Below are 25,747 nucleotides of genomic sequence, written 5' to 3' on the forward strand. Positions count from 1 at the left end.
GAACACCTGAGAACGATTCGCGATCGCATTGAACGTAACGGTCAGCGGGCTGGTAGAATTCTCGGCATTTATCAAAAGATTTTGCAAGAAATTGAAATAAAAAGTGATGATAGTCAAGAACAGATTGAATTGTTACTTAGTGGCTTAGTAGTTAGAGACGAGGGAATATTAAAGGTAAAAAATCGCATCTATCAACAAGTATTTAATCTCCAATGGGCTGAAAAAAAATTAGCGGCATTGCGCCCTTACTCGCAGGTGTTTGATGCTTGGGTAGCTTCTGGGCAACAGGATAATTCCCGCCTCTTGCGCGGACAAGCCTTAAAAGACGCTCAAATGTGGGCGCAAGGTAAAAGTTTGAGCGATTTGGACTATCAATTTTTAGCGGCTTCTGGCGAATTGGATAGGCGGGAAATGCAGCAAACTCTAGAAGCAGAACGGCTCAAAGAAGTGGAAGCGCGACTGGCAGAGGAACAAAAAAGGTTAGCACTAGAGAAAAAAAGTTATAGGCGGCAAAGGCTTTTGCTTTTAGGAGTAAGTATGGCATTAATTCTAGCCTGTGCATTGGGGCTAGAGGTTTATGTTCAGTATCGACAAACTGCTGTCAGCGAAATAAAAGCGATCGCTCAATCTTCCGAAGCGCTATTCGCCTCAAATCAAAAATTAGACGCATTAATACAAGCCATCAGAGCAAAGCGACAACTGCAAAAATTAGGTGGTGTAGAACCAGAGCTCGAAGGCTCAGTTAAAGAAGTTCTCCATCAAGCTATTTATGGAGCAGTTGAGTATAACCACTTATTGGGGCATAACAATGTGGTGAATGATGTAACTTTTAGCCCTGATGGCGAACTCATTGCCTCAGCTTCTGCCGACAAAACGATCGATCTTTGGAAAAAAGACGGTACAAAGCTGGGGACGCTTCAAGGGCACGACAAGGCGGTTTGGGGAGTTAGATTTAGCCCCAGAGGCGATCTAATTGCTTCTGGTTCTGGGGATAACACAGTTAAAATTTGGCGCAAAAAAAGTACAAATTCACTAAAGGTCGAGCCTAGTTATACCTTGTTGCAGACATTAAAAGGACATACCAAAGAGGTTACACAAGTAGCGATCGCTCCTAACAATCAGATTATTGCATCTGCTTCTAAAGATAAAACCATTAAACTCTGGACTACAGACGGAAAACTACTGAGAACTCTCACCGGGCATACAGATGAAGTTGACAGCGTTGCCTTGAGCCCGGACAGTCAAATTATTGCATCTGCTTCTAAAGATAAAACCATCAAACTCTGGAGTACAGACGGTCAACTGATCAGAACCCTGACGGGACACACGGATAGAGTCAAGAATGTTGCCTTCAGTCCTCAAGGAAATCTCATCGCCTCGGCAAGTTGGGATAAAACGGTCAAACTTTGGCACCTTGATGGAACTTTAGTCCAAACCCTAACTGGACACAGCGATGCAGTAGGCAAAATCGCTTTTAACCCTCAAGGTGGTTTGCTTGCATCGGCAAGTCTTGACAGAACAGTCAAACTTTGGCAGCTTGACGGGACTCTGGTAAAAACCCTGCCAGTCGCTAAGGATGTTGTCTCTGGATTGGCTTGGAGTCCTGACGGGCAAATCTTCGCCTCATCCAGTTGGGATGGTCCGATCGCACTTTGGAAACTTGATGATAGTTTGCTCAAGACTCTTAACGGACATCAAGCATCAATTTACACCATCAAATTTAGTCCTGATGGTAAGACAATTGCCACCGCCAGCCGCGACAATACCGTTAAACTTTGGCGGCTTGATGGTAGCTTAATTCGCACTTTTCCCAAACAAGCTGATAAAGTTTTCGGAGTAGATTTCAGCCCAAAGGGAGACACGATTGCTACAGGCGGTTATGACAGCACTGTTCGATTGTGGCGACTCGACGGAACTTTACTCAAAACTTTTACTGGACATCAAGGCAGAGTCTTCGCCGTTGATTTTCATCCAGATGGGCAGTCACTCGCCTCGGTGGGTGAGGACAAAACGGTCAAAGTCTGGAGGATTGACGGTACCCAATTGGCAACTCTCAAAGGACATACCGATTACATTAACGGAGTTGCCTTTAGTCCCGATGGAAAGCTCATTGCTTCTGGTAGTGTGGACGGCACTGTCAAACTTTGGCAGTGGGATGGTGCGATCGCCTCTGGAAAGCCCAGTTACAAGCTTCTACACACCTTAAAAAGCCATCGCCGTCAGGTGGCTGGAGTCGCATTTAGCCCTGATGGCAAGACTCTAGCTTCAGCAGGGATGGATAGCATGGTGAGACTTTGGCGGCGCGACGGTACAGAAATCAGAGCCTTGAAGGGACACAAAAATGGGGTGTTCGCAGTGGCATTTAGCCCTGATGGAAAGTTAATCGCCTCGGCAAGTTTTGACGGCACTGTCAAACTTTGGAGGTACGACGGTAAAGAAGTTGAAACTTTAACGGGACACAGTGATGGGGTGTTCGGAGTGACATTTAGCCCTGATGGGAAGTTAGTCGCTTCAGCCAGTCAGGATAGAACTGCAATTTTATGGAATTTAGAGCGAATTTTCCAGCTCGATTTTCTCAAGTATGGTTGCGACTGGGTGCGGGATTATTTGCGGACGAATGCTGATGTGAAGGAAGAGGACAGGCATTTGTGCGATCGCTCTCCCCAATAGACAGTCCAGATAGTTCGACTATAGCAACTGCCTGCTTGGATTACACTGTCAAACTTTGGCGCGGGCGATCGCACTACAGGGTAGGGGCACGATATGTTGTGTTTCTACATTGTTTATGTACTCTATCAATCGTGAGAACCGATATATAGATGTGCGATCGCACAGCAGCCGTGAGCGATCGCCCGATCGCAACGTTCAGGGACATTAGTCATTCAGCTCCCCTGAGCCTCACAATTTTTGCTTTTTGTCGCTCTGTAATTCCTACTAACAACTTTTTTCTTCTTCCGCTCTTGAATTAGTATCTGTAATTCGCGATCGCGCCTCATGTAACCAACTTTTAGCTCTAGTTGGGGCATTAATTGGCTAATTTAGTATATTGACAAAAGCAACTAATTGTGAATTTTGGGACTCATAGCAATATAACTTTACACAAGCATACCAACTTTATCTATTTCGTGTTGAGCTAAAGAACTGAATAATTGATATGTTGTCAAAACTAAAAAAAGGCAGTTTCTATGTCAAGTTCAAGTTCTAACTTAAAAGAGAAAGGAATCAGTAGTGAATTTACTGTTCTTGGTCAACTTAAGGGAGCCTTAGCAGACGAAATTACATCCAAAGCTGGTGAAACCCGAAGCCTTGTCAAAGACACTCAGGGAACGCCAATTATCATTGCTGGAGAATACGTTGCAAGTTTGAATGAGCAAGAAACTGAAGCCATCAAGAAAGCTTTTAACTCGGGCACTCCACTTGCTTTGCTCAATGTTGAGAGAAACCAAATTCGTCAATTTACCAACCTGTTGGGGCCTGATGTACCAGACTCTGTTGGAGATGATTTTACCTACCTGGAAGCTTATGCAGTTCACAAAGACAAGGATAGAGTGGTATGGCAATCCACTTTCTACCCTCCAGTCAACCCAACCGAAGTCGAAACCTATCAACAGACTATACACAGATTTGACGATGGCACTCAACGTGAGTCTTCTGTTCGGGTAGATACGGCATCACAGCCGACAGGTAAAAACAAGGAAGCAACGATGGTTCTGGATTCGCCAGAAAGTGTTGCTCAACGAGCAGGACAAGTCCTGCAATGGCTTACTGTTGATGCTTCCGGAAAAACCCGATCTCAGTCTGTCATGGAGGAGTATGGTGAAGCGCAGTCGGCAAGAATACGAGAACTAAAGAGTGAAGCTCAAAATAATTTGGTTCAACTCGCATCAGCGTTCGTGCATGAAGCTAATTATCCCTGGGGTTGGACGATGGGCACAGCCAACTTTCAAGTCACATCTTTTGCTTACTCGTGTTACGTACAAGACACAAGAGAAAGTTGGTTTTATATAGAACAAATGGCTGTGTTAAATCCTTCTGTACTTTATGACACCAAGAGTGACCGGGAGCAAAGTTTGTATGTAGACTCTTACGAACTGGAGGCAAAACCGGGTGGGTATGAAAACAACTCTAGTGCAGTAACTATGATCCACTCAAGCCCTGGGACAACAACCGGTCAGAGGTCAGTTACCAGCGGTATTACCTGGAATATTGGTGGGAGCGTTAATGTAGGAGCAGATGCAACAAATGGTCCAAATGCGAGCATTGGCATTCAGGGAGGGATAAGCATTTCCAACAGTACTACCTTTGACATTCCTGATGTAAAAATAAATAACAAATCTAACGACAACGGCAATAATCCACATTGGGTCTACGAGATCCCTCGTGTTTATGGCGTGGAAGATGGTTGCGTAAACAGCATTTCCAATGCGGTAAACATTTCCCACAACACCTTTCAACCAGTTAACCACTGGCTCTGGAAAGTCAACGACTCTGTTCGTCGCAATAATTCTCGGCTAAAGGTGCGGAATACACTGAAAGTTCGCGCAATTCAATCATGGATTACTAACAACTGCAACTTCTTTGGCTGTAACTGTGATGTTGCTCATAACGAATACTTACACACAAAAAATTTTGATTTTTACCTGCCTTTCCCTGTGCCTTACTATGTAGAAATTGTCGCAAAACACAGTGGAAAAGCACTGGATGTTGATAATGCCAGCAGCGCAAGGGGAGCTAATGTCCAGCAATGGGAGCGGAACTACAGCCAAGCCCAACAATGGCGCTTGCAAGATGCTGGGGACGGCTATTTTTACATCATCAACAAAACCGGAAAAGCGCTAGAGGTTGAGGGTGGTAGCACAGAAAATTCAGCAAATGTCCGGCAATGGGATCTGAATAATACCAATGCCCAAAAATGGAAATTTGAAGATGCTGGGGAGGGCTATACCTACATCGTCAACAAAAATAGTGAGAAAGTGCTGGATGTTCGCGAAAGCGGCACAGGCAATGGAGTTAACGTTCTGCAATATCAACGGACTGGCAATGATAACCAAAAATGGAGAGTGCAATAGGTGCAGTCAAGTTGACTAACTAACCCTTGAAAGAATTGTTGGTTGGGTTAAGCGACAGCGAAACCCAATCAATATTCCTTTAACCCCTTAGTCAGTGTGAACGCTGATCTTGGAAGCTTTTGGAATTGAACCATGAATAACTTGTTGAAAAGGGTAGCGTTAGCTGCCACATTGTTGACGTTGACCTTCCTTCTTCTGTTTCTACCCCCTTTCTCAGGAAACAGAGCTTTGGCTCAGACCAATAACTATCCCGATGATTTTAAGCTATTGTCGCATAACGTCTATATGTTGCCTGTGACCAACTGGGGGCAAGCCCAGCGTGCTGATCTAATCGCCCAAGCCGACTATATCAAAGGCTATGATGTGGTAATTTTACAAGAAGCTTTTGACAACCCTGCATCAGATCAGCTACTTTCAGGGCTAAAAGGTAAATACCCCCATCAAACTCCAGTCCTTGGTCGCAGTCAAGATGGTTGGGATGGGACATTGAATTATGGAGAAGTCTTTGATGGCAAGGTTGAAGATGGTGGTGTTGCCGTTGTTAGCCGCTGGCCGATTGAGCAAAAAGTGCAGTATGTCTTTGATAGAGGCTGTGGTTTTGATGCAACAGCCAATAAAGGGTTTGTGTACGTCAAGGTAAACAAAGAGGGACGCTTCTACCACGTCATCGGCACTCATACTCAAGCTGAAGATAGTTTGTGTGGGAGCGGTAAAGCTGCCGAAATTCGTAGGTCACAATTCAGGACAATCAAGAAGTTTATTGAGGATAAGAATATTCCCTCAAATGAAATCATCTTCATTGGTGGCGACTTAAATGTAAATCGCAACAACCGCAGCGAATACTCTACCATGTTAACTGATTTGGAGGCTAATGCCCCAAATGCCTATGCTGGTTGGACGGCAACATGGGACCCAGCAACTAATGGTATTGCCAACGACAACTACCCAACATTACCGGCGGAATACTTAGATTACATCCTAGTTGCCAAAAAACACGCTCAACCAAGCTTCTGGCACAATCAAGCGTTGGATGTGCCTTCCCCAAGATGGAGGGTTGAGTCTGTAGGTGAACTCTATGAGTACAAGGACTATTCCGATCACTATCCAGTTGCCGCCTTTGCCTATGCTGATGACAAAACGCCAACCCAAAGCTTCAAGGCAATTAATAAACCCTATGGCTACATCACCTTGAAAAACGTCGGCAACAATCGCTACGTTCAAGTTGATTCTTCAGAGAAAGATGGCTGGCTGACAATCCAGGCTGACAGTTCAAGTGAAGGCAAAACCCACTTCAACTTATCTAATTGGTATTACCCCAGCAGCTCCTGCATTAGCTCGGAAGACTACGTCAAGGTAGAGTCTCTATACTATCCGGGCTATTACTGGAACTGGTACGGTCTTGGTACAGGCACGGGCGGATACTACCCTAAGGAGGGCGATCCCTCCAACCGCTTGCGTTTAGAAATTATCAATGGCAGTGGCAGTTGCCTGGAAGACGGCGATACTGTGGCATTTAAAGATACAGACACATTAGCTGGATTCAAAGATAAATATGTCAAGCGCTGGCCTAAGGGTTCTTGGCAGGACCACCTCTTCCTCTGGTCTGGGAGTGTTGGCAACGATCAAAAGTTTGTGGTGAGCGTCTCCCAACCCCATGAATATCAAAAGTGGTTGTCTAACTTGCACTATCCTAGCTGAAGTACTGCGATCGCTGGTAGGTAGGGTAGAGGGGTAGCTCTACCCTACCTACAGTTGTTTTGATTGAATTTTAGGGATAGGAATGCGATCGCGGCCGTGTTCGATCGTATGGCTGGAAAATCAAGGGTGCGATCGACCGTTTATCGATCGGGTACAGCAACTGTCTACCACTTAAAGCGTTTCAACCATTTTAGTCATAGGTGAGAGTGGTGATTAGTTTGATTTGACACTCACCTGCCTTTAAGCGAGATGACTCTTGGGGCGATCGGGCCCTTAGTTGCTTCCCGTCGAACCGAGTATACTTTCTCTTTCTGGACACTCCTCAAGCTTAAATTCCCGTGGGGCAAACGGTATTTGTGTGGCGAGTCCTTCCCCATGTATCAAGCTGCCTTCACTCTTACACTTGATACAAATTTCAATTCTCTTGCTTCGTTAAAGGGGAGTATGATTAACTTTAACATTTTTTTTATGTGAAGCCAAACTCATCTTGTATTATTATATTAATATACCATACTATCAAGATGAAAAATGGAAACTTTTTAAAAGTTTTCCGACTGGATAAAAAATAAAACTCAAGTCGTCAAGCTTATGACGAGGCTCTGACCCCTAATTTCTGGTAGGGGATACGGTAATTCGTCATCGCGCCTCTGGGAACCAACCTTTAGCTCTAGTTTGGGAATGAAATTACCCATTTAGATTATGGACAAAATCCACTAATTGTGAGTTTTGTGGCTGACAGCAATATAAATATACATAAATCTAACAACTTTATCTATTTATCGTCTATCTAAAAGACTGAACAATGCCTAGTGAAGTTAGCGATAAATAAACCTCCCCTAAATAAAAAACGATAGTGCGATCGCCGAGAGTATAAAATTTGATTTTACCGATTAAAACACATACAGCATTTTTTAGGTAAGTGAGGTACATAGCTTTCGATAGAGGACACGGCAGTGCCGTTTCCCTACAGCGATTGAACGCTTGACTTGCGTACTTGATCAACGTGGAATAGGCTGTATGAGTCAGCTTCAATAACTCATGCCCGTTCACAGTAAGGTACATAGCTTTCGATAGAGGACACGGCAGTGCCGTTTCCCTACAGCGATTGAAGGCTTGACTTGCGTACTTTATCAACGTGGAATAGGCTGTATGAGTCAGCTTCAATAACTCATGCCCGTTCACAGCCGATGACAATAGTTTCAGAACTAAAACCATTTTATGGAGACGCACTCATTCACAGCTATTGGCGCAATTAGTTTCAACAAACTATGGCAATTAATGACATAAGATGTTCTATAAATGAGCTGGAATTGTCGTATTTATTGAAATTTTTTATGTCTTAAAATAGGGATCATATCGGTAGTATCGATCGAGGAATTACGCGAACCTAAACTAGCATTAATTTTGCCAATAATTGAAACTTTAGGTGCAATTTTTATTTCTTTATTCTATAGTCTCTCATATTTTAATCACCTTGAATAAGGGTTGTCACCACTCATTTTTTTTCGCTCTCACTACCATGTACATGATTGTATTAATCATTGCACTTGCCCTCAATAAACATGAATCTTCAACATCTAAGAAATTGGGAAAGCTAATTGCTGATACTGTACCTCATAACAGCACGAACTGCTGTAATTGCTATCACACGAAAAGTGGGAAGGCAAAATCGAATTGACTACGCTGGTATGCAGAGTTGATTTGTTTTACCCCTCTCTTTGGGCTATTAGGATCGATCGACGGATGGAAGACTGTTTAAACTTGTGCTGTTTGTAAATTCTTAGCATTTACCGATATGTTATTAATTATACAAAATGAGCCGTTACTGGCAATGCTAGCCGAGGAGCGATCGCCCCCAATGAATTAAGAAAACAGATTCAGCGCCACACAGCGCAAAATATTTAAATTCGCAAGCTGCGAGTCTTCATTGGCGCGGACATTACAAAGCTGCCTTAATTAACACAAATCAGGGCTTTGCCAGAAAAGAAAAAAAATATATCATTGAGAAACAAGAATAAAAACTTGCTCGCTTATGGTAGCCCAGGTAACAACACGTATTCCTAAAGTTATAGTCCACAGCTAGACATACGGCAGATCTAAATCAATAGGGTGAGGTGGTTGTGTCTGAATGTTAAGAGGGGCGATCGAAGAGGAATATTAACAGGGGCGATCCCTTCCCAATCGGGGAGGGTAAAACCTAGGAAGGCAAGGAGCTGGAGAGAATGCTGAACTTTTTGAGTTCAGGAAAGTAGCGTTAGCACTAAACTCTGCCGTATTGTCGGAAGCGAACCAAATTTGTAACAGTTCTTAACTATGAAGAATTCTGCCAAAACTGGTAGCATAGTGACACTTTTGTTAGCAAAAACAGATAAAGTAAATAAAGTTGGCTAGCTCTAGACGCCTCGATCCCCATCCAGGGGAGGTTGAATCAATTTGATTCCTACCAAGTGGTTTTAGAGTTACAATCGAAACCAAAGCATCGCTATTTAACTGAGTTCTTTACTTACTTTTACTTTCAGCTATGAACGTGGATTTTATCAAAGCCCAAGTCAGGTTGCTACAGGGTGCAAGTTCATCGGAGCGAGAAACCCTTATTAAAAACATCGGCGTCTGTGCTGGCGTGATCAGGCCGGGAGAGTACGTGACTCCGCAGCGGAAGCACGCCATAACTCTCTGGCTGCAAACAAATGCGGTTCGGCTCCGGCTTCCCCAACTTCCTCTGGATTTATCGGGCCAAAAGCCTTAACAAGGAAGTAATCAAGGGGTAGCAACAGAATCAAAAAAATTAGTCAATCTTGCCTAAAAGTGTTTTTTTATTGAGCTGTACAGGATCAATGAAACACGATTAAGATTGAAAAAATGTTTGTAGGGAGAGTTGAGCTCGAAAAGACGCCTGCAGACAAGAAGCGGGTGACCGCCTTGCCAGAAGCAGGAAGTGAACGTCAAACCTGCTCGAAAAGTAGATTTGAGTAAGTTTCACTGAACGGATTATTGTGCACAACTATAACCAGGGTTATTTGCTTTTAGATTTGAGATTCACGATTTAGCTCGTGCTGCATAAATTTCCTATTTGTGGATCGAGTGAAAAATCATCCCTATTCAATAGGTATAACTAATTACAGGGGCAGTCATTGAACTGCCCTTACTTTTGAACCAGGAAGCGAATGTACTGCAACTTACAATAAACGCATCTACTTGGAGATAGAGTTTAGGTGAACTCTCATGTAAGCTGCAGCGCCTCTATATTGTTTGTTATGTTTGAGAGGGGAGGGGGAGAAGGGGATAGGGGGAGAAGGGGATAGGGGGATAGGATTTGACGAGTTTTGATAGGGTATTAATACGATCGAACAGAAGGAGTTATTACCTTAACTTGCTTTCTAATATATTTGTCAACCAAAATACTGTGCCGAAAAAACAAAAATTTCCTTATTTAGTTGGTTCGCGATGGACTTCACACCAAAAAACTTGGGGGTGGCGGCACTTTCAAGTAGTCAACCGAAAAAACGAAGGTAAATGGGTATTTGCAGAAATGGTGGCGGCTTGCGATCCCAATGTCCGTTTCTGGCTGAACGCCGCACAGCTCAAAGACCGATCGCTCTGGCAAGCTGGATGGCAGTCTACGCAAGAATTAGAGGAATTAGAAACAGCAGACTAAAAGACAGCGCTGTGGGGTAGAGTGAGGTAGGCATGGGTAATGAGTAATAGCAACAGGGTAAAATAATGAAAAAAAAAGTTGGGTTATTGGTGTGTTTGCTAATTAGTGCTGCATTGGGCGGTGGATTTTGCCAAGTGTCGATCGCAACTAAGGCGATCGATCGCAGCAATATTTTGTCAGCAGATATTCCTGAGCCGGCAGCGGACTTGTCCGGCCTAGTCCTGACTTTACAGAATTTGCCACCAGGTTTTACAGAGATGCCACCTGCCACTCTCAAAAACCTAGTCAGCGGTATCCCTAACTTTAAACCAGCAAGCGTGTTTGGTTATTACAAGAACGATGACCAGCAGTTTCAAGTAGTCACAGGATTTACAGCGCAACTGCCCAATCGGCTCGATCGAGCTAAATTTGATGCGGAAATCCGTGAAGGGAGTTTTGCACAACAGTTCTCCCAAGGTTTAAAAAGTAGTAACAAGGAATTTCAGTTTGCTAATCTTAGCGCTTTAACCTTAGAAGACAAGATTGGCGAGGTATCGGCTGGGTGGACCACTCAAGGAAAAATACAAGGTGTAACCATGAATGTCGAACTCGCGCTGTTTCGGCGGGGAAAAATAGGAAGTTTTATGGCGATCATGTATCTCGACGGCACTAAACCGACTATCACGATTAGCGAAGCAGCGCGCAAATTAGACAGCCGGATGCTGGAATTGAAACCCGACTTAACTCAACCGCAATAAGTGGGTGGTGCAAGCTGTAAAAAAAATCATTTTTCTACCTGCAGATGACACTCTGATTAGTTACACTAAAAAAATCGTCCACACATAGCAGATAAACTAGGTTTTTCTGCTGTCAGTACCGATGAATATCACCAGATATTTTACTAGATCGAACCCGGCTTCTGCGTCCAGGAATGATATCATGTTTGTTGAATTGCCCGTTATAAAATTTTGTCGCCCGGTTGGGGCGGGTTTATAAATATTGTGGATGTGAATTACCGATTGTTGGTGAAACTAGCCGCAACAAGTGTTGTGGTTAATTTACCGGACATGATATGACTGAGAAGAAAGAGCTTTGTTGCCAGTAAATTATACCGAAATACCTATGCCTGTCTCTGTTTCCCTGCAAAACGCCTGCAAGATTTACAACAAAATCCCCGTTGTCAATGACCTTTCGTTCACCATTGAAGCCGGAGAAATGTTCGGTCTCCTAGGCCCCAACGGTGCCGGCAAATCGACCACAATTCGGATGCTGACTACCCTGACTAAGCCCAGCAGCGGTCAAATCCAGGTAGCTGGATATGACGTGATGCGGCAAAGCTTGCAAGTGAAACAGTCTATAGGCGTCGTACTTCAACAAATCAGCGTCGATACTGAGCTTTCAGTATGGGAAAATATGGAGTTTCACGGGCGGATGCACCACATCCCAAACCCGAAACGGCAACAGTTAATTAAACAGTGGTTGGGATATGTAGAATTAGCAGAAAGGCGAGACGACTTAGTAAAAACTTTGTCGGGAGGAATGAAGCGGAGGTTGCAAATTGCCCGAGCACTTTTGCATGAGCCGCAAATCTTATTTTTGGACGAACCGACTGTAGGGTTAGACCCGCAAACGCGGCGCCGATTGTGGGAAATAATTTTAGATTTGAACAAGCAGGGAATGACAATGCTGTTAACAACGCATTATATGGATGAGGTGGAGTATTTGTGCGATCGCATCGGCATTATGGACGGCGGCAAGTTAATTCAACTGGGAACGTTGGCCCAACTGCGGCAGCTACACGGCCAAGGGTTAGTGATGAAACAAATAGGCGATCGCTGGGAATACAAGTTTTTCCCTACTCTGGAAGAAGCTAATTTATATCTGGATGCCAAAGATGATAAGACGGGGATGATGGTTCGTCCTTCTAATTTAGAGGATATTTTTGTAGAACTAACTGGCAGACAATTAGATTGAGCAATCAGTAATTGCTAATAGCAGTCCTGGGATGTTAGATTTTAGATTTTAGATTTTAGATTCCCCAAGCGGTGATTAAAACGGCAAAATTATTAATCAATAATCCTAGGATTAAAATCAAAAAATGAAAACAGAAAGAGTTTTGTTTTTTTGATAAATAACCCATACTATCAATCTATTGTGTAATGAGAAGGTTTTTTACAGATTCCCTTGATTCACGATCGGGAAGTCGCGGATAGACGGAGAGTTTTTTTGGTGCTGATTCCTTCTTCTTTGTTCACCCTTGACTTATTCCCTCAACATCCATCCGTTAAATCCCGTACACTGCTCGTTTCCGAACTTTAACGTCCCAATTTCTAATTACTAATTCCCCAATGACTCGCTTAGCCACAACAATAGAAGCCATACTTTACCTAAAAGGTCAGCCGGTCTCAATAGCAGAGATTGCCGAGATTGCCAAGTGCGATCGAGCCGAAGTGGAAGACGCCATCATCGAACTCATGTCTGACTCATCCCGCCGCGACAGTGCATTAGAAGTCGTAGAAACCCCCACGGGATACAGCCTGCAACTCCGAGAAGAGTTTGCCAGTTTAATGCAAACTTTAATACCTCCAGAATTAGGTGTTGGAGCTTTGCGAACGCTGGCGGCGATCGCCCTCAAAGGCGGCATCGCTCAGCCAGACTTAGTTAACTTGCGAGGTTCAGGAGCTTACCAACAGGTGCAGGAACTTGTAGAAATGGGTTTCGTCCGCAAACGGCGACCGAGTGAGGGGCGATCGTATTGGTTACAAGTTACCGATAAATTTCATCGGTACTTTCAAGTAGACCAACTGCCAAAACAATTGCAAATTGACTTCCAGGCAAATTTGTACCCAAGCAAAGACGAGTAGTTTAAAGTACAATGTAACAAGCCAGAAATTAAGAATCGCCAAATGGTTTTTCACCCTGACTTTGACAATTCCAATGCGCAACAAACCGCAGTCAATCCACTGCTGAAGTACCTCCAACACCAATCCCCGGAGGTTCTAGCCCACATCGCCAAGTCCGCCAGCCCAGAAATCAGAGAAATTATCTCTCATAACGTTCAAGGACTTGTCGGCGTCTTGCCTTCAGAACATTTTAACGTCGAAATTACCACGAACCGCGAAAACTTAGCAGGTTTGCTAGCTTCAGCGATGATGACAGGCTATTTTCTGAGACAAATGGAGCAGAGGATGCACCTAGAAGAAAATTTAGCAAGCACTAGCTCGATTCAACCAAACTCTCCCAAAGACAAGTAAAAAGATCGAGGGGTTGGGGAAGCCAGAAAGATGAAAGTTGTTCAAAAAAAATAAACAGTCCTGGAGGCACAGGGAATTAAGAAACCGGGTTTTTAACCGGCTATCCCTCGCCCTACACCTAGGGTTTTGGTGAAAATACCGGGTTGCTAGGTCCAGGACTATAAACCATCAGATTCATCTTTCATCCTCCACCGTTTGCAACTAATACCAGTTTCCCAAAATAATGCAACGGTAGGTAAGCTCCAAATCCTTATGCAGTAACTAATCCCCAATTCTTTAATCGAAAATCGATTTTCGAAAATCGAAAATGGTATTACCCACCCGTGGGGCTACCCGATAGGGGAAAAGCACCCGGACGTACTTTAACTATCTGAACTTGACCCAAACGGTTAATTTCCACTTCTAGTTCTTTGCCCACAACAGTGCTTTCCACCCGTTCTTGCACGTCCCCAGGAGTGTTCACCGCAATTCCGTCAACTTTTTGAATGACATCTCCGGCGCGCAAGTCCGCTTTTTGAGCGGGGGAATTTTCCACGACTCGCGTCACGGCTACGCCTCGATCGAGGGTAATTTTATTATTATCGAGCTGTTTATTGAGTTCGGCCTTGGTGGCTGCAGTCAAGCTGACCATTTGAATGCCGAGATAGGGATGTTCGGCTTTACCTTTGGCGAATAACTGATCGGAAACTCGTTTGGCGGTTTCGATCGGAATTGCAAATCCCAAGCCCTGAGCATCCGCGCGGATAGCGGTGTTGATGCCAATTACTTCGCCTTGGTCATTGAGTAGCGGCCCGCCAGAATTGCCGGGGTTGATGGCGGCGTCGGTTTGGATGAAGCGGACTCGCTTGTCGGGGATGCCGACTTGGGAACTCGATCGACCTGTAGCGCTGATAATGCCCACAGTCACGGTATTGTCGAGACCTAAAGGATTGCCGATCGCGATCGCCCACTGTCCCGGTACAATATTGTCCGATCGGCCCAAAGCCACCTGCGGCAGTTCCTTAGCATTAATCTTAACCACAGCGACATCCGTCAGCGGATCGACTCCCTGCACCTTACCCTCAAACTCGCGGCCGTCTTTGAGCGTCACCTTGACAGTATCCGTCCCGGAGACAACGTGAGCATTAGTAACGATGCGGCCGTCAGGAGTGAGAATAAACCCCGAACCCGTACCTCTCTTGACTCGTTCTTCCGGCTGCGGCAAATTCTCCCCAAAAAACCGACGAAACAAAGGATTTTTGAATGCTTCGGGCACTTGATTCGCCACCTTACTCGATGCGTCAATCCGCACTACAGCAGGGCCTACTTTTTCGGCTGCTTCAGCAATAAAATTGGGATTGCTGCGATCGACCGCCCGATTTTCCAGAACTGGAGGAGACGCATAGGGGGGGATTTGCTGGCGCACTACTGGCAAAACCAATCCGGTTTCCAGATTGTTCGAGCCTTGCAGATAGCGATTCCCCAACCATCCCACGCCTCCCCCTATAGACAGCAAAGTCACATAAAGGGTCGTTTGCTTAAAAGATAAACTCATTTAATAACTCCCGCTAAATACCTCATCCCCGCAGACAGGTTCCCAATCAAGCATTTTTGTCTTGGCGACGTGAAGGAAGCGGGGCGGGGCGTACCGCTTCCTCAAGAACATAGCTGTTAACAGGCAGGCGCTGATAGGCATCACAGGCAATTTTTGCCTGATTTTCCAAGAGCGACTAAAACTAATAATTCTCATCCTAACTTGGCTTAGCCTGGGATTTACAGTTTGGGGGGCGGCTAGAGCTTGCAAATATGCACCCCCCCACTCGGTTAGACAATTGTCAATAGTCCGAAATGAATACTTTTTTCTGTACGTAATGATTTTTAAACGCTTATTACCGCTGATTTCTGCACTACTTTGGTCCATCGCGCCCGTTGGGAAAACGGCGGATTATACCGAAGCCGCACCTGCAAATCTTCCCTCAGGTACACCTGTAGAAAACCCCGACCCCGGCCGCGATTGCCCGAGTCCGGCTATGTCTCGGTTGCGCCGCCACACAGCGGCCCAGGGCGAAACAATAGAAAGCATCGCGCGGCAGTACAATGTGAATCCTGCGGCGCTGATCGGCATAAATCCGATGTTGCGGGGAGGTCGAGTATCTGCCGGAAGTGCGATCGTGATTCCTCCATACAGTGGCATCGAGGTAGAAGTGCCTGCGGGCTGGAATTGGCAAAAACTGGCAGAAGCTTACAAAGTGCGCGCAGATTTGCTATTTGAGGCGAATGGGTGCAGGCCTTTGGGACAAACCGTGTTTGTGCCTGCGGTGAATAGGTCGCGAGAGTCTTCTGCAAATCCCGATGCAACGCCATCGGTGCAAGGATTTCCCCTACCCGCTGCAGCGGTTGAAGCTTTGGGTTACGGGCGGCAATTCCATCCTATGCGCCGCGAGTTTTTTTTCCACAGCGGCGTAGATTTTTTGGCGTCGGAGGGTACGCAGGTTTTAGCAACGGGCGAGGGAACTGTCGCCTTTGCCGGGCGGCAGGGAGATTACGGGAATTTAGTGGTCGTAAACCATCATGCGGGGAAGCAAACGCGCTACGCTCATCTGAAAGATATTGCCGTAAAAGTCGGTCAAAAAGTCCAGTTTAAAGAAGTTTTGGGAACAGTCGGGATGACGGGAAAACCGGACATTGCCCAAGTTCATTTGCATTTTGAAGTTCGGTACAATTCGGGTTTAGGCTGGGTTGCTGAAAACCCGCTGCTTTATTTGCAAGCTGCTGTTAAAAAATAGGATTTGCGGTGGAATTACTTCTTCAACCGCAAATCCTATTTTTAGGTATGGCATAATTTAGCAAAAGCCCGTGACGAGATTTGAACTCGTGACTTCCTCCTTACCAAGGAGGTACTCTACCACTGAGTTACACGGGCATAAAAAATTAATAATGTTAAATAAAAGTTTTCAACTTTTTATCTTTTTATTTTTAACTTTTTATTTTTATTTAAATTGTGGTGGGCCGGGCTGGATTTGAACCAGCGTAGGCGTAGCCAGCGGATTTACAGTCCGCCCCCATTAACCGCTCGGGCACCGACCCATTTGTACCCACAGTTATACATCCTAGCAGGTTCTTCTTTTTTTGCAACAATACATCAGAAACTCTAATCCCAAGTTGTGAATGTATAAGTTAAACCTGGGTCGGGCATCGGGAATAGGGCATCGGGAATGGGGAATTGGTAATTGGTAACTCTTGATAACAGTCAACAGTCAACAGTCAACAGTCAACAGTCAACAGACAACTGACTAATTCACTAATTCCCCGGTTTCTTGCAGGGAGTGCAGGCGGCGGTAAATGCCTTGTTGACTCAAGAGTTCGTCGTGGCTGCCAACTTCGACGATTCTACCGCCGTCGAGCACGACGATCGCATCGGCTTCGCGAATTGTACTCAGTCTGTGGGCAATAATTATCGTGGTGCGCGTACCGAGGATATTCTGCATGGCTAGCTGGATCGATCGCTCGCTTTCATAATCCAAACTAGAAGTAGCCTCATCAAAAATTAACACATCCGGCTCCACCAACAGCGCCCTGGCAATCCCCAACCGCTGGCGCTGACCGCCGGACAAGCGCATTCCTCGCTCCCCGACAACGGTATAGTAACCTTGGGGCAACAACCGCACAAAATCGTCTACTTTGGCAATGCGACAAGCATCCTCAACTTGCTCGAAAGTTGCATTTCTGTTTCCGTAAGTCAGATTTTCCAGCAAAGTACCGTTAAAAACGTCTACTTCTTGGTGGACAATCGCTAAACGCTGCCGGTAGCGAGTCACGTCTAAGCTGCGAATGTCTTCTCCGTCGATCAGAATGCGGCCGGAGTTTGGTTCAAAATAGCGAAACAGGAGTTTCACTAAAGTCGATTTCCCGGAACCCGATCGCCCGACTAATGCTACAGTTTGACGGGGATGAATCAATAAATTCACATCCTGCAACACCGGTTTTTGACTGTCGTACCCGAATGTCAAACCGCTGATCTCAACTTTGCCGGTAAATTTATAAGGTGGCTGTGCCGCGCGAGCATTTTCTGCTAAATTGACCGCATCAACACCGTCTGGCGTTTGCATAAACTCGTGGAAGCGGATCATGGAAGAATAGCGCCGCGCCAATAATTCGGCGATAATGCTAATCGGACGCAGTTGGGAATACGCCATGCTTGCTAACGTGTAGACGGTAACAAAATATCCGAGGGATATTTGGCCTCCTACGGTTGCTGCTAGGCTAAAACCGAGAACAGAAAACAAACACAACTCGACGATTGTCTGCTGGTATGTCCCCATGATGACGTAGGCTTTGTGAATGCGGTGGATCACGACTTTTAATTCGCGATCGAGTCTGGTTGTTTGCCTTTTTAGTTCATGGCTTTCAGTCGCAAAAGCTTTGACTGTTTTGATGTTGGTGATAATTTCCGAGTTGCGACTTTCGGTATCTTCGATGTATTCATCTAGAATTTCTTCTCGCGCAGTCACCCCTCGCAGGCTTTTGAGGGTGAAACTGAGGATAAATAGGAATGAAACCAAAATTATTAAGCCAATCCGCCACTCAATTAACCAGATAACGGCAAAAATGCCGATTAAGCGCACGACTTCGGGGATGAATTCGCCGGCAATTTCTGGATATGTCCAAGTATGGTTGGCGATACCTTTGGCTATGCGGCTGGCAATCCGTCCGGCGTTGTTTTCGTCGTAGAATTCTAGGGGTAAGGTGAGGATTTTCCCGATCGCACCTCTCATTCGATCGCGCCTCGCCCTCAATGGTATCGCCCAGTGGAACCAATTTCCTATCCAAGGTTGGATCGGTGCTTTGGCTACTGTTACCAGAAAAATTATGCCCAGCAAGACGGATAGCGATAATATTTTGTTGGGTGAGTGCTCGGTAAAAGAGGCGATCGCTGCTATCAGTTTTTGGGTTGTGGTATCTGTAGGTTGACCCGACAATACGTTTAATATTTGACCGATCGCGTAGGGAACAAGCAAATCGGCTAGTGCCAAAACACTGGATGCCGCTATGCTGTAAACTGATATTTTCCAGTAGCGGTTGTAGTATTTGAAGATGTCCTGAAAGCTGGCCATAAATTTTTGTTGAGATACAACCCTTGCAAACACTTGCATTTAACACTGCGCTCTCGACGCGCCCTGTAAACAATTGTACTACAAAAGTAGTTGCTCGGGGAGTCATCTGGGATAGTGCTAGCGACTCGCCCGATCGGATGATTTATGGCAATCATGCGCTCGTGAGCGCTCGCTCCGCAGTCCTGAGCAATAAACTCAAGACTAAGGGCAAAAAAATGCAGAAGACAGAATTTTTCGGGAATTCTGCCTTCTGAGCAATACCTTCTAGCTTTTAGGTTCGAGCAGTCTGTTAACTTAAGGCGTAGGCTGATTGTAGCGCCCACCAGATCAAGAAACTGATTCCCGAGGCAATGACGATCGCCGAAATGGCGATCGCTATAGGACTGTCAGCTCCCTTGAACTTCATGATTCCGCGATTTAAATCTGACATGACAGTGTTCTCTCACAATTCCAGCTTGATTGTAGCTTTGCCGTCGCCGGATGGCAGTCCCTCTTCACGGCAATTACTGATTTGGTTAATAATCTCGCTGCTGCAATTTCAGGTGGGGAGTGCCTTTGGGGGTTTTTATGGGGTTTGTGAAAAAAACTTACTAAAAAGACTTGACAGATTCTCGGAATTAAGACAATATTGTTAATACCGCAGGAAATGCGGGTGTAGCTCAGTGGTAGAGCGTCACCTTGCCAAGGTGAATGTCGCGCGTTCGAATCGCGTCACCCGCTTTAGAAAAGCAAAAAAAGCTCAAGAAAACCGGTCAAGAAAACCGGAAAGTACAGCAAGAAAGTTTTCGGTATACTTCTAAGGATGGTTGAAAATACTTAAGTTAGTGGTAAAGTGGAGTAGAAAACTTGCAAGTCAAAATTGCCACTTGGGCGCTCGCTCGGAACAGGCAGTTGAAATCCTCGATCGGGCAGAATTGACAAGTTTGATTAAGTGCATATTAACGCTTATTTTTGCAAAAACGCTTTTTTTATCCGATCGCTCGTGCCCTCTCAAAAACCTCCAAAGATTGACTTAAACGATGAGTACCCCTGTCCTTGCCGGCGGCGGGGTCGTCTCGTGCCCATAACGTTGACAGAAGCCTTTGGCTGCAACCGCTGTCAGCAAATATTTGTATTGGAGGAAAGCGGACACGTCATCGAGCAACTATCAACAAACTATCCTTACAAGCAGGCTTGGCGGTGGACGGGCCACCAATGGAGCAGAGCGCATCCGGGTTTGAAGGCCCATTACTTGCCACTGGCTTTGGGTATGATATTGGTGCCGCTAGTGATTTGGTTGCCCTTGGCGCTGCACTCGCCGGGCCCGAATATTATTCTGTGGGCAATGGTCGCCGTGCTGCTAGCAATGCTGCCGGCGCTGATGGTATGGCTGGCTTACAGGCGTTAGCTAGATGATAATAGAGGATTTTAGCCATTCATCAGATGCGGCAAATGTCGCCCGCCGGGCTTATCAAGCTTCTTTGGATCTGGCCGCGGCAAAGAGTACGGATCGCGCTGCGGCTTTGCAGGCGATGGCGGGTTCGCTGAAACGTCGGCAAAATGAAATTTTAGAAGCAAATACTCTGGATCTAGAAGCGAGTAGGGACATGGCGATTCCCGACTTGATTGTGGAGTGGCTGAAGCTGACGCCGGAACGGATCAAGACAACTGTGCAAATTCTGGAACGGTTGGGGGAAATGCCAGATCCGATCGGCAGGGTGATCAATGCTTCTTATCAGGTCGATCGGTGTCAGGTTTACTGTCAGTCGCTGCCACTGGGGGCGATCGCTCTAATTTACGAGGCGTTTCCGGAGTTGGGGGCGATCGCAGCCGGTTTGTGTCTCAAAAGCGCTAACAGTTTGATTCTCAAAGGTGGCAGCGAAAGCTGGCAAACTAATGCTGTAATTGGAGAAGCTTTGGTGTCGGCGATCGATGAGGTCGGTTTGCCGTCAGGATGTTTGCAGGTACTGCCGCCGGATCGGGGCGCTGCGATCCGAGAATTGGTCACTCAAGACCAATATCTCAATTTAATTATTCCCTACGGCAGGCCGAGTTTGGTGCAGCAGGTTGTAAGGTTGTGCACAGCACCCGTGTTGAGGTCGGCAATGGGCAATTGTTACCTCTATTGGTCGCCGACTGGCAGTTTGGAGATGGCAAGGTGGATGATTTTGGACAGCCATCAAAGCGTGCCCGATCCTGTTAACGCGATCGAGAAAGTGATCATCGATCGCAACCAAAAGCCTTCTTCTTTAGTGAGGCTGTGGAACTCTTTAAAAGAAAAAGGCTTTCAAATTAGCGCAGATGCGGATCTCGTCGCAGATTTCCCAGACTTGAAGCTGGCGGAACCATACGAGTGGACTCAACCTTATTTAAACAAAACCATAGCCTTTAAAGTTGTCGATAGCTTAGAGATTGCGATCGGCTGGATCAACCGCTACAGCAGCGGCCACGCTGACTGCATCGCCACTGAATCTTACTTAGAAAGCCGCCAATTTGCTCTGGATGTTAACAGCGCCTCAACTTTTATTAATGCCTCGCCTCGGTTTTGGCGTTATCAAAATCGGGGAGATGCGATATTTTTGGGAATGTCCAACCAAAAAGGTTATCGTCGGGGATTGATCGGGTTAGATACCCTGACGACAATTAAAGAAATAGTTCAAGGTAACGGACTATTTTAGTGAGTTAGGCCTTGCGGTTTGGCTTTTGAATTGAATTTAAGTATATGGAACCTTCGTGGGAAATTAAAACCGCGGCTGTATCGGTCAATTGCATGACTTACGCAGAAAGAGTCAGAAACCGGGTTTTTCAACCACAATATCGGGTTAAAGCCGTCAATATCTTTAAAAACCCGGTTTCTTTGTTCGCAGTGCGTAAATCATACAATTGAAGACGATGATTTAATATTAATATCAACTCCGGTAGCATCGGAATTAATATTACTCACAGTCAGGACACGGCACTGCCGTGTCCCTACCCCCATTAATTGTAGGGACTAAGGCACTCGCGGTGTCCTCTATATCATTCCGATGCTACCGGAAACAATATAACTTCCTTCTACAGGCAGATTTAAACATTTTTTTAAACAGCTAAACTAAAAAAATAAATGCAGAACATACATAAATATGATACATTTTAGCGTAGTAATTTAAGCGGGAAATCCTGTCATACCAGGTACACAGCAATCACATAATCCTGTCATTGCAGGCACACAGCAATTACATAATCCAGTCAGATCGTGTCTGTCTAAATACTTGTCGGCAGCGCCGCGTTTGCAACAGCAGATAAAAGCAGTCTCAAATCCCTGCGATTACTTGACTTAAATGCGTTGTGTTCTCTTCGGACATATCAGAAATTTCCCCGACATGATATAAAATGCGGACTTACGCATCAAGACATTAATAACTGGGTTTTTAAAATTCGGCGGGCTATGACGAAGTATTTTCGTAAAAAAACTCGGTTTTTGGCTACCCGTGCGTAATTCCTAAAAATGTCGGGTTCCCAGTTGTAAATATCTTCAACAAATATTTTTATAATCTTAAACAACCTCCAAAGCGCTATAATTAATATAGGGAAAATAATCTGACTGACAGTAGGGTGTTATTAGAAAAAAATGAATTCAGCAAAAATGCTCATTTCTTTAGACGAGACTGGAGAGGGGGAAACGCTAACTCATCAATCGGTATATGTTAAAAAATTGCGTCCGCTTCTGCCCTCAGATGCCTTTGAACCCGATCCTAGCAAGTTAGCAATACTGTTAATCAATATAGGAATTTTATTGCTGGGATGGGGAATTGCCGATAATCTCGATCGCTGGCCTGTGTATCTTTTATGGCTTTACTTACCTTTAGCCGCGATTATGGGCAATAGTATCATAGTTTTGCTATTTAGCTCCCACGACCTCATGCACGGCAGCGTGCAGAAAAAGTCTCCCCTGACTTATCCGATCGCCTTTTTAGGGCTAAGTATGCTATTGATGCCACCTACTCAGTGGAAATCTCTGCACAACCTTGTACATCACAATAACACCAATTCCTTAGCCGATCCCGATCGCAATTACCTGTACCAGCAGACCGATACTTGGGGAAAATGGATTCAAAATCTATTTGTACCCTCGGTGGAAGTCAATCCGCTGTGGTTAATTGTAGGAATGGCGGGCTCGTGGGCAGTACATAATTTTCGCAACCTGTCCTCGGTACTGTTATTTAATGATAAATCCGTAGATTACGTACCGGCTGCCTTTACAGTTAGTCCTAAAGATAGATTGAAGATCGCCCTGGAATGTCTGGGAATCTTAGGAATTCATCTGGGCGTCTTATTCTACCTAGAATTTAACCCGATTAAAGTTGCTCTTGCCTACATTTTGCCGATCGCAATTGGTCATGCAGGAGCAATGTTTTACATCTATACCAACCACATGGGTTGCCGGATGACTAGCATTAATGACCCGCTGATCAATAGTGCTTCGCTGCGGGTTCCTAAAATAATTGACCTGCTGCACTTTAATTTCTCTCACCACACAGAGCATCATATTTTCCCCAGCATCAACTCAAACTATTACCCAAGGGTGCAAGAGTTGTTGCAAATTCACTATCCCGATCGGATGAATTTAATCGATGCTGGCCAAGCTTGGCGGTTACTGATGGAAACCCCACGACATTATCAAGATCAAGTCACCTTCACTGATTCCTCTGGTACAATGGCAGTGAATTGCTCGATTGTTGAAGAATTCAAAAACGGCTAATACATAGTAAGGTGCGCAGTGCGCACCTTACGGTGAAATTTTGTGCTGAACTTTTAATTCTAGATACTGATGCTATTGAGCACCAACGAAGGCTTGAGAGAAAAGTAAGGGATTACTCGTTTTTGATTGTTGGCATCAATGTTTTGTTCTGCCATATTCAAATTTTGCTGGAACTCTCTGGCTAAAAGTTCGATCTGCGTTCCCTCAAAAACTTCCTCGAAGCTCATGCGGTAGAGTTCTCGGAAAGATTTATCGTAATAACCCAAACGGTCATATCGATAAGCGGATATAATAAACAGAATTTGCAGTTGGTCAGCGGCTCGTTTATGTGGAGGAAGCAACCGTAAAATGTCCTTTTCCGTAATCACTTCTAGATTACCCGACTCCGTAATTCTAGGAATATCTCGGTAGGCTGCCAAGGGCATATTGGCGGCAAAACTCATGTAGTCATACTGGGGAAAATTGACTGCTGAATGCTGGGGGCCGCACGTAAAAATTACAGTTGTGACAATTTCAATTAATTGTTCAACTGTGTCGATGTGGTCTGGCATTCCTTTGACTTTACCGCCATTATCAGACGCTAGTTCTTTTGCCCAGGTTTGCAGTTCCACATCTTGTGCGATCTCTTCTTTCGTCGGGTAAAAGAATTTGAGATAGCCCGAGACAAAGGTTTGAATCGCATTCCACAGCAGCAATCCATCATCTCGGTAAGGGTAGTGAGGAAGTTGATTTGGGTCATCCATTCCCCGATTTTTCAGTTCAGTCGGAAAGGCAAATTGATCGAGACTCCAGGTACTGTACGCCTCTTTAGCCAGTTCCATGCTCTCTAACAAGGTACCGCCTAGCAATTCATCGACGGGCCCGCCGGGATTGATCAATCGAGTACGTGCCAGCTCGTTGTTGGTTAACATAAAGCGAAAGTGCGGTTTCAGCAGTAGGCTAAGGGGATGATTTTTAGCCAACTGTCGGGCGGTGACGATCGCAATTGGTTCCATCACCAGATGAGTTCGAGCTAAATGCGTGCTCATTTCGTGGTGATTAGCATCTGCCACTTGTACGCAGAGTTTCGCAAACAGCCAATCGATAGGAGGATCTAATGGGGTATAGACATGGCTATCTGGATTCGGATCTAGTTGAATGGCCATAGGTGTCATTTCACCCCGATCGCGGACTCCCGTCCACCGCCAAGCGAAAAAAGCCCGGGGTTTTGGCAAGAATTTTCTGCCTTTTTCATAGGTTCCGCCTCCAACGCGAGCAGGCGCGCGATAGTGTTCGTCAGTACCTGTGTAATCGGCAATGTAAATGTTGTTATCCTGCAACTCTTGGCGCCGATCGACTAATGGGTGCAAAGTCGGAAGGTTCAGCAGTGTTTGTGCCCGAGGATCCCTCGCATCTAACAGGCGAAGCATCATCGGATTTGCTCCAGACAGGCGTTGTTCTGCAAAAGAGCGATCGGTTTGGTAAATTCTGGCAACGGCCGGTAGCCGCAGCACAGTAAAGAAGTCTTCATAGTCTTGGAGATCGTCAAGAGGATCGAGAAAAGATCTCGCATCGGAGGCCAACATATTTGCTGGAAGTTCCGATGTTGCTAATATCCGTTCTCCAATATACCTGCTCGAAAAGTTCTCCCCTGCAGGCACATCCTTCAATAATGCCAAAGGTGATAAACTCCCATAGTCAAACTGATAAGCTGTTTGCTGGCGATTCAAGTAATCTTTGCGCTCGTCTTGGTTCGGGTCGTTTTGAGGAAGAGAAGGTCTCACATTGTCTACCATTGTATAAATCTACCTTTTTTTTGTAGTAAAAGCTCGGAGATAGTCATTAGCGATCGACGATGGGATTTAAAAAGTATTGTGCGGCTAGAATCAGGCTTGACATAGAAATTCTTCGCCGCTCGATCGTCCTATTCCGGATTTTTTTGAACTCCGAAAAACTCCTCAAAAGAAGGCAACACTTGTCTATAGCCCTAAATCGACATAGAACTGTTTCATGCTCCAGATAAGTAGCTCGCACTTGATAACCCCGACTTATTTAAGAAGTCGAGGTTCCGGGTGTTCGGTTTTTTGAGCTTTTTGAGCTTGGCCTACTGATTAGCGGTTAGGCACGAACCATTAAATATTGACCGTTGCCGTTATATTCACCATCACAACTTGCGAAATTAGCCACAAACCACATCAAGTAAAACCGCCAGATGCGGCGAAATTTGGCATAGTCGATGCCGTAGTCTAAATCTTTGACTATTGCCTGAGAATCATCAAAGTTTTTCAGCCAGTTAGCAA

Annotated in this window: 17 protein-coding genes and 3 tRNA genes; 14 read left to right on the forward strand and 6 right to left on the reverse strand. The window is 45.3% G+C overall.

The window, feature by feature from the left end; all coding sequences use genetic code 11:
- The 9 genes from QUB56_RS19895 to QUB56_RS19935 all read left to right on the forward strand — a co-directional run.
- Positions 1–2,670 (forward strand): WD40 domain-containing protein (locus QUB56_RS19895; protein WP_332957498.1); only part of this gene is annotated, 2,670 nt, incomplete at its 5' end.
- A 515-nt stretch (positions 2,671–3,185) separates the two neighbouring features.
- Positions 3,186–5,069 (forward strand): RICIN domain-containing protein, encoded by a 1,884-nt coding sequence (locus QUB56_RS19900; protein ID WP_332957499.1) that lies wholly within the window; start codon positions 3,186–3,188, stop codon positions 5,067–5,069.
- 228 nt (positions 5,070–5,297) lie between these two features.
- A complete protein-coding gene (gene sph, locus QUB56_RS19905) occupies positions 5,298–6,767 on the forward strand; it encodes a sphingomyelin phosphodiesterase (protein ID WP_332957500.1) in 1,470 nt (489 codons plus the stop codon).
- 2,521 nt (positions 6,768–9,288) lie between these two features.
- Positions 9,289–9,513, forward strand: a complete 225-nt coding sequence (locus QUB56_RS19910) for a hypothetical protein (RefSeq protein ID WP_006635912.1) — start codon at positions 9,289–9,291, stop codon at positions 9,511–9,513.
- A gap of 657 nt (positions 9,514–10,170) precedes the next feature.
- On the forward strand, positions 10,171–10,422 hold the full coding sequence (locus QUB56_RS19915) for a TIGR02450 family Trp-rich protein (RefSeq protein ID WP_190742582.1): 252 nt from the start codon (positions 10,171–10,173) through the stop codon (positions 10,420–10,422).
- A gap of 65 nt (positions 10,423–10,487) precedes the next feature.
- Positions 10,488–11,159 carry a hypothetical protein gene (locus tag QUB56_RS19920; RefSeq protein WP_332957502.1) on the forward strand — a complete coding sequence of 224 codons (672 nt, stop codon included), beginning with the start codon at positions 10,488–10,490 and terminating at the stop codon, positions 11,157–11,159.
- A gap of 364 nt (positions 11,160–11,523) precedes the next feature.
- The gene (locus tag QUB56_RS19925) at positions 11,524–12,375 is read left to right on the forward strand and encodes an ABC transporter ATP-binding protein (protein WP_332957503.1); all 852 of its coding nucleotides are present in this window, start codon (positions 11,524–11,526) and stop codon (positions 12,373–12,375) included.
- Positions 12,376–12,749: 374 nt separating this feature from the next.
- A complete protein-coding gene (gene scpB / locus QUB56_RS19930) occupies positions 12,750–13,265 on the forward strand; it encodes an SMC-Scp complex subunit ScpB (RefSeq protein ID WP_332957504.1) in 516 nt (171 codons plus the stop codon).
- A 42-nt stretch (positions 13,266–13,307) separates the two neighbouring features.
- Entirely contained in the window at positions 13,308–13,655 is a 348-nt protein-coding gene (locus QUB56_RS19935) for a DUF760 domain-containing protein (RefSeq protein WP_332957506.1), read from the forward strand.
- A 313-nt stretch (positions 13,656–13,968) separates the two neighbouring features.
- On the opposite strand, the gene QUB56_RS19940 is transcribed toward QUB56_RS19935, so the two are convergent.
- A complete protein-coding gene (locus QUB56_RS19940) occupies positions 13,969–15,189 on the reverse strand; it encodes an HhoA/HhoB/HtrA family serine endopeptidase (RefSeq protein ID WP_332957507.1) in 1,221 nt (406 codons plus the stop codon).
- A 316-nt stretch (positions 15,190–15,505) separates the two neighbouring features.
- Between QUB56_RS19940 and QUB56_RS19945 the strand changes: the two genes are divergently transcribed.
- Positions 15,506–16,420 (forward strand): M23 family metallopeptidase, encoded by a 915-nt coding sequence (locus tag QUB56_RS19945; RefSeq protein ID WP_332957508.1) that lies wholly within the window; start codon positions 15,506–15,508, stop codon positions 16,418–16,420.
- A 65-nt stretch (positions 16,421–16,485) separates the two neighbouring features.
- Here QUB56_RS19945 and QUB56_RS19950 read toward each other — a convergent pair.
- The 4 genes from QUB56_RS19950 to QUB56_RS19965 form a co-directional block, all read right to left on the reverse strand.
- A tRNA-Thr gene (locus tag QUB56_RS19950) sits at positions 16,486–16,557 on the reverse strand.
- Between the two features lie 79 nt (positions 16,558–16,636).
- Positions 16,637–16,721 (reverse strand) — tRNA-Tyr (locus QUB56_RS19955).
- A 206-nt stretch (positions 16,722–16,927) separates the two neighbouring features.
- Complete coding sequence (locus QUB56_RS19960) at positions 16,928–18,748, reverse strand: ABC transporter ATP-binding protein (RefSeq protein ID WP_332957510.1); 1,821 nt, start codon at positions 18,746–18,748, stop codon at positions 16,928–16,930.
- A 289-nt stretch (positions 18,749–19,037) separates the two neighbouring features.
- Entirely contained in the window at positions 19,038–19,178 is a 141-nt protein-coding gene (locus tag QUB56_RS19965; protein WP_332957512.1) for a hypothetical protein, read from the reverse strand.
- A gap of 218 nt (positions 19,179–19,396) precedes the next feature.
- Between QUB56_RS19965 and QUB56_RS19970 the strand changes: the two genes are divergently transcribed.
- The 4 genes from QUB56_RS19970 (at position 19,397) to QUB56_RS19985 (ending at position 23,468) form a co-directional block, all read left to right on the forward strand.
- Positions 19,397–19,468 (forward strand) — tRNA-Gly (locus QUB56_RS19970).
- A gap of 262 nt (positions 19,469–19,730) precedes the next feature.
- The gene (locus QUB56_RS19975; protein WP_332957514.1) at positions 19,731–20,135 is read left to right on the forward strand and encodes a hypothetical protein; all 405 of its coding nucleotides are present in this window, start codon (positions 19,731–19,733) and stop codon (positions 20,133–20,135) included.
- Positions 20,136–20,139: 4 nt separating this feature from the next.
- Positions 20,140–21,405 carry a glutamate-5-semialdehyde dehydrogenase gene (locus QUB56_RS19980; protein ID WP_332957516.1) on the forward strand — a complete coding sequence of 422 codons (1,266 nt, stop codon included), beginning with the start codon at positions 20,140–20,142 and terminating at the stop codon, positions 21,403–21,405.
- A gap of 932 nt (positions 21,406–22,337) precedes the next feature.
- Entirely contained in the window at positions 22,338–23,468 is a 1,131-nt protein-coding gene (locus QUB56_RS19985) for a fatty acid desaturase (RefSeq protein WP_332957518.1), read from the forward strand.
- A 59-nt stretch (positions 23,469–23,527) separates the two neighbouring features.
- Here QUB56_RS19985 and QUB56_RS19990 read toward each other — a convergent pair whose 3' ends face one another.
- Complete coding sequence (locus tag QUB56_RS19990) at positions 23,528–25,243, reverse strand: lipoxygenase family protein (RefSeq protein WP_332957520.1); 1,716 nt, start codon at positions 25,241–25,243, stop codon at positions 23,528–23,530.
- Positions 25,244–25,747: the final 504 nt, after the last annotated feature.

This window comes from Microcoleus sp. AR_TQ3_B6, assembly GCF_036702785.1.
Classification (GTDB): Bacteria; Cyanobacteriota; Cyanobacteriia; order Cyanobacteriales; family Microcoleaceae; genus Microcoleus.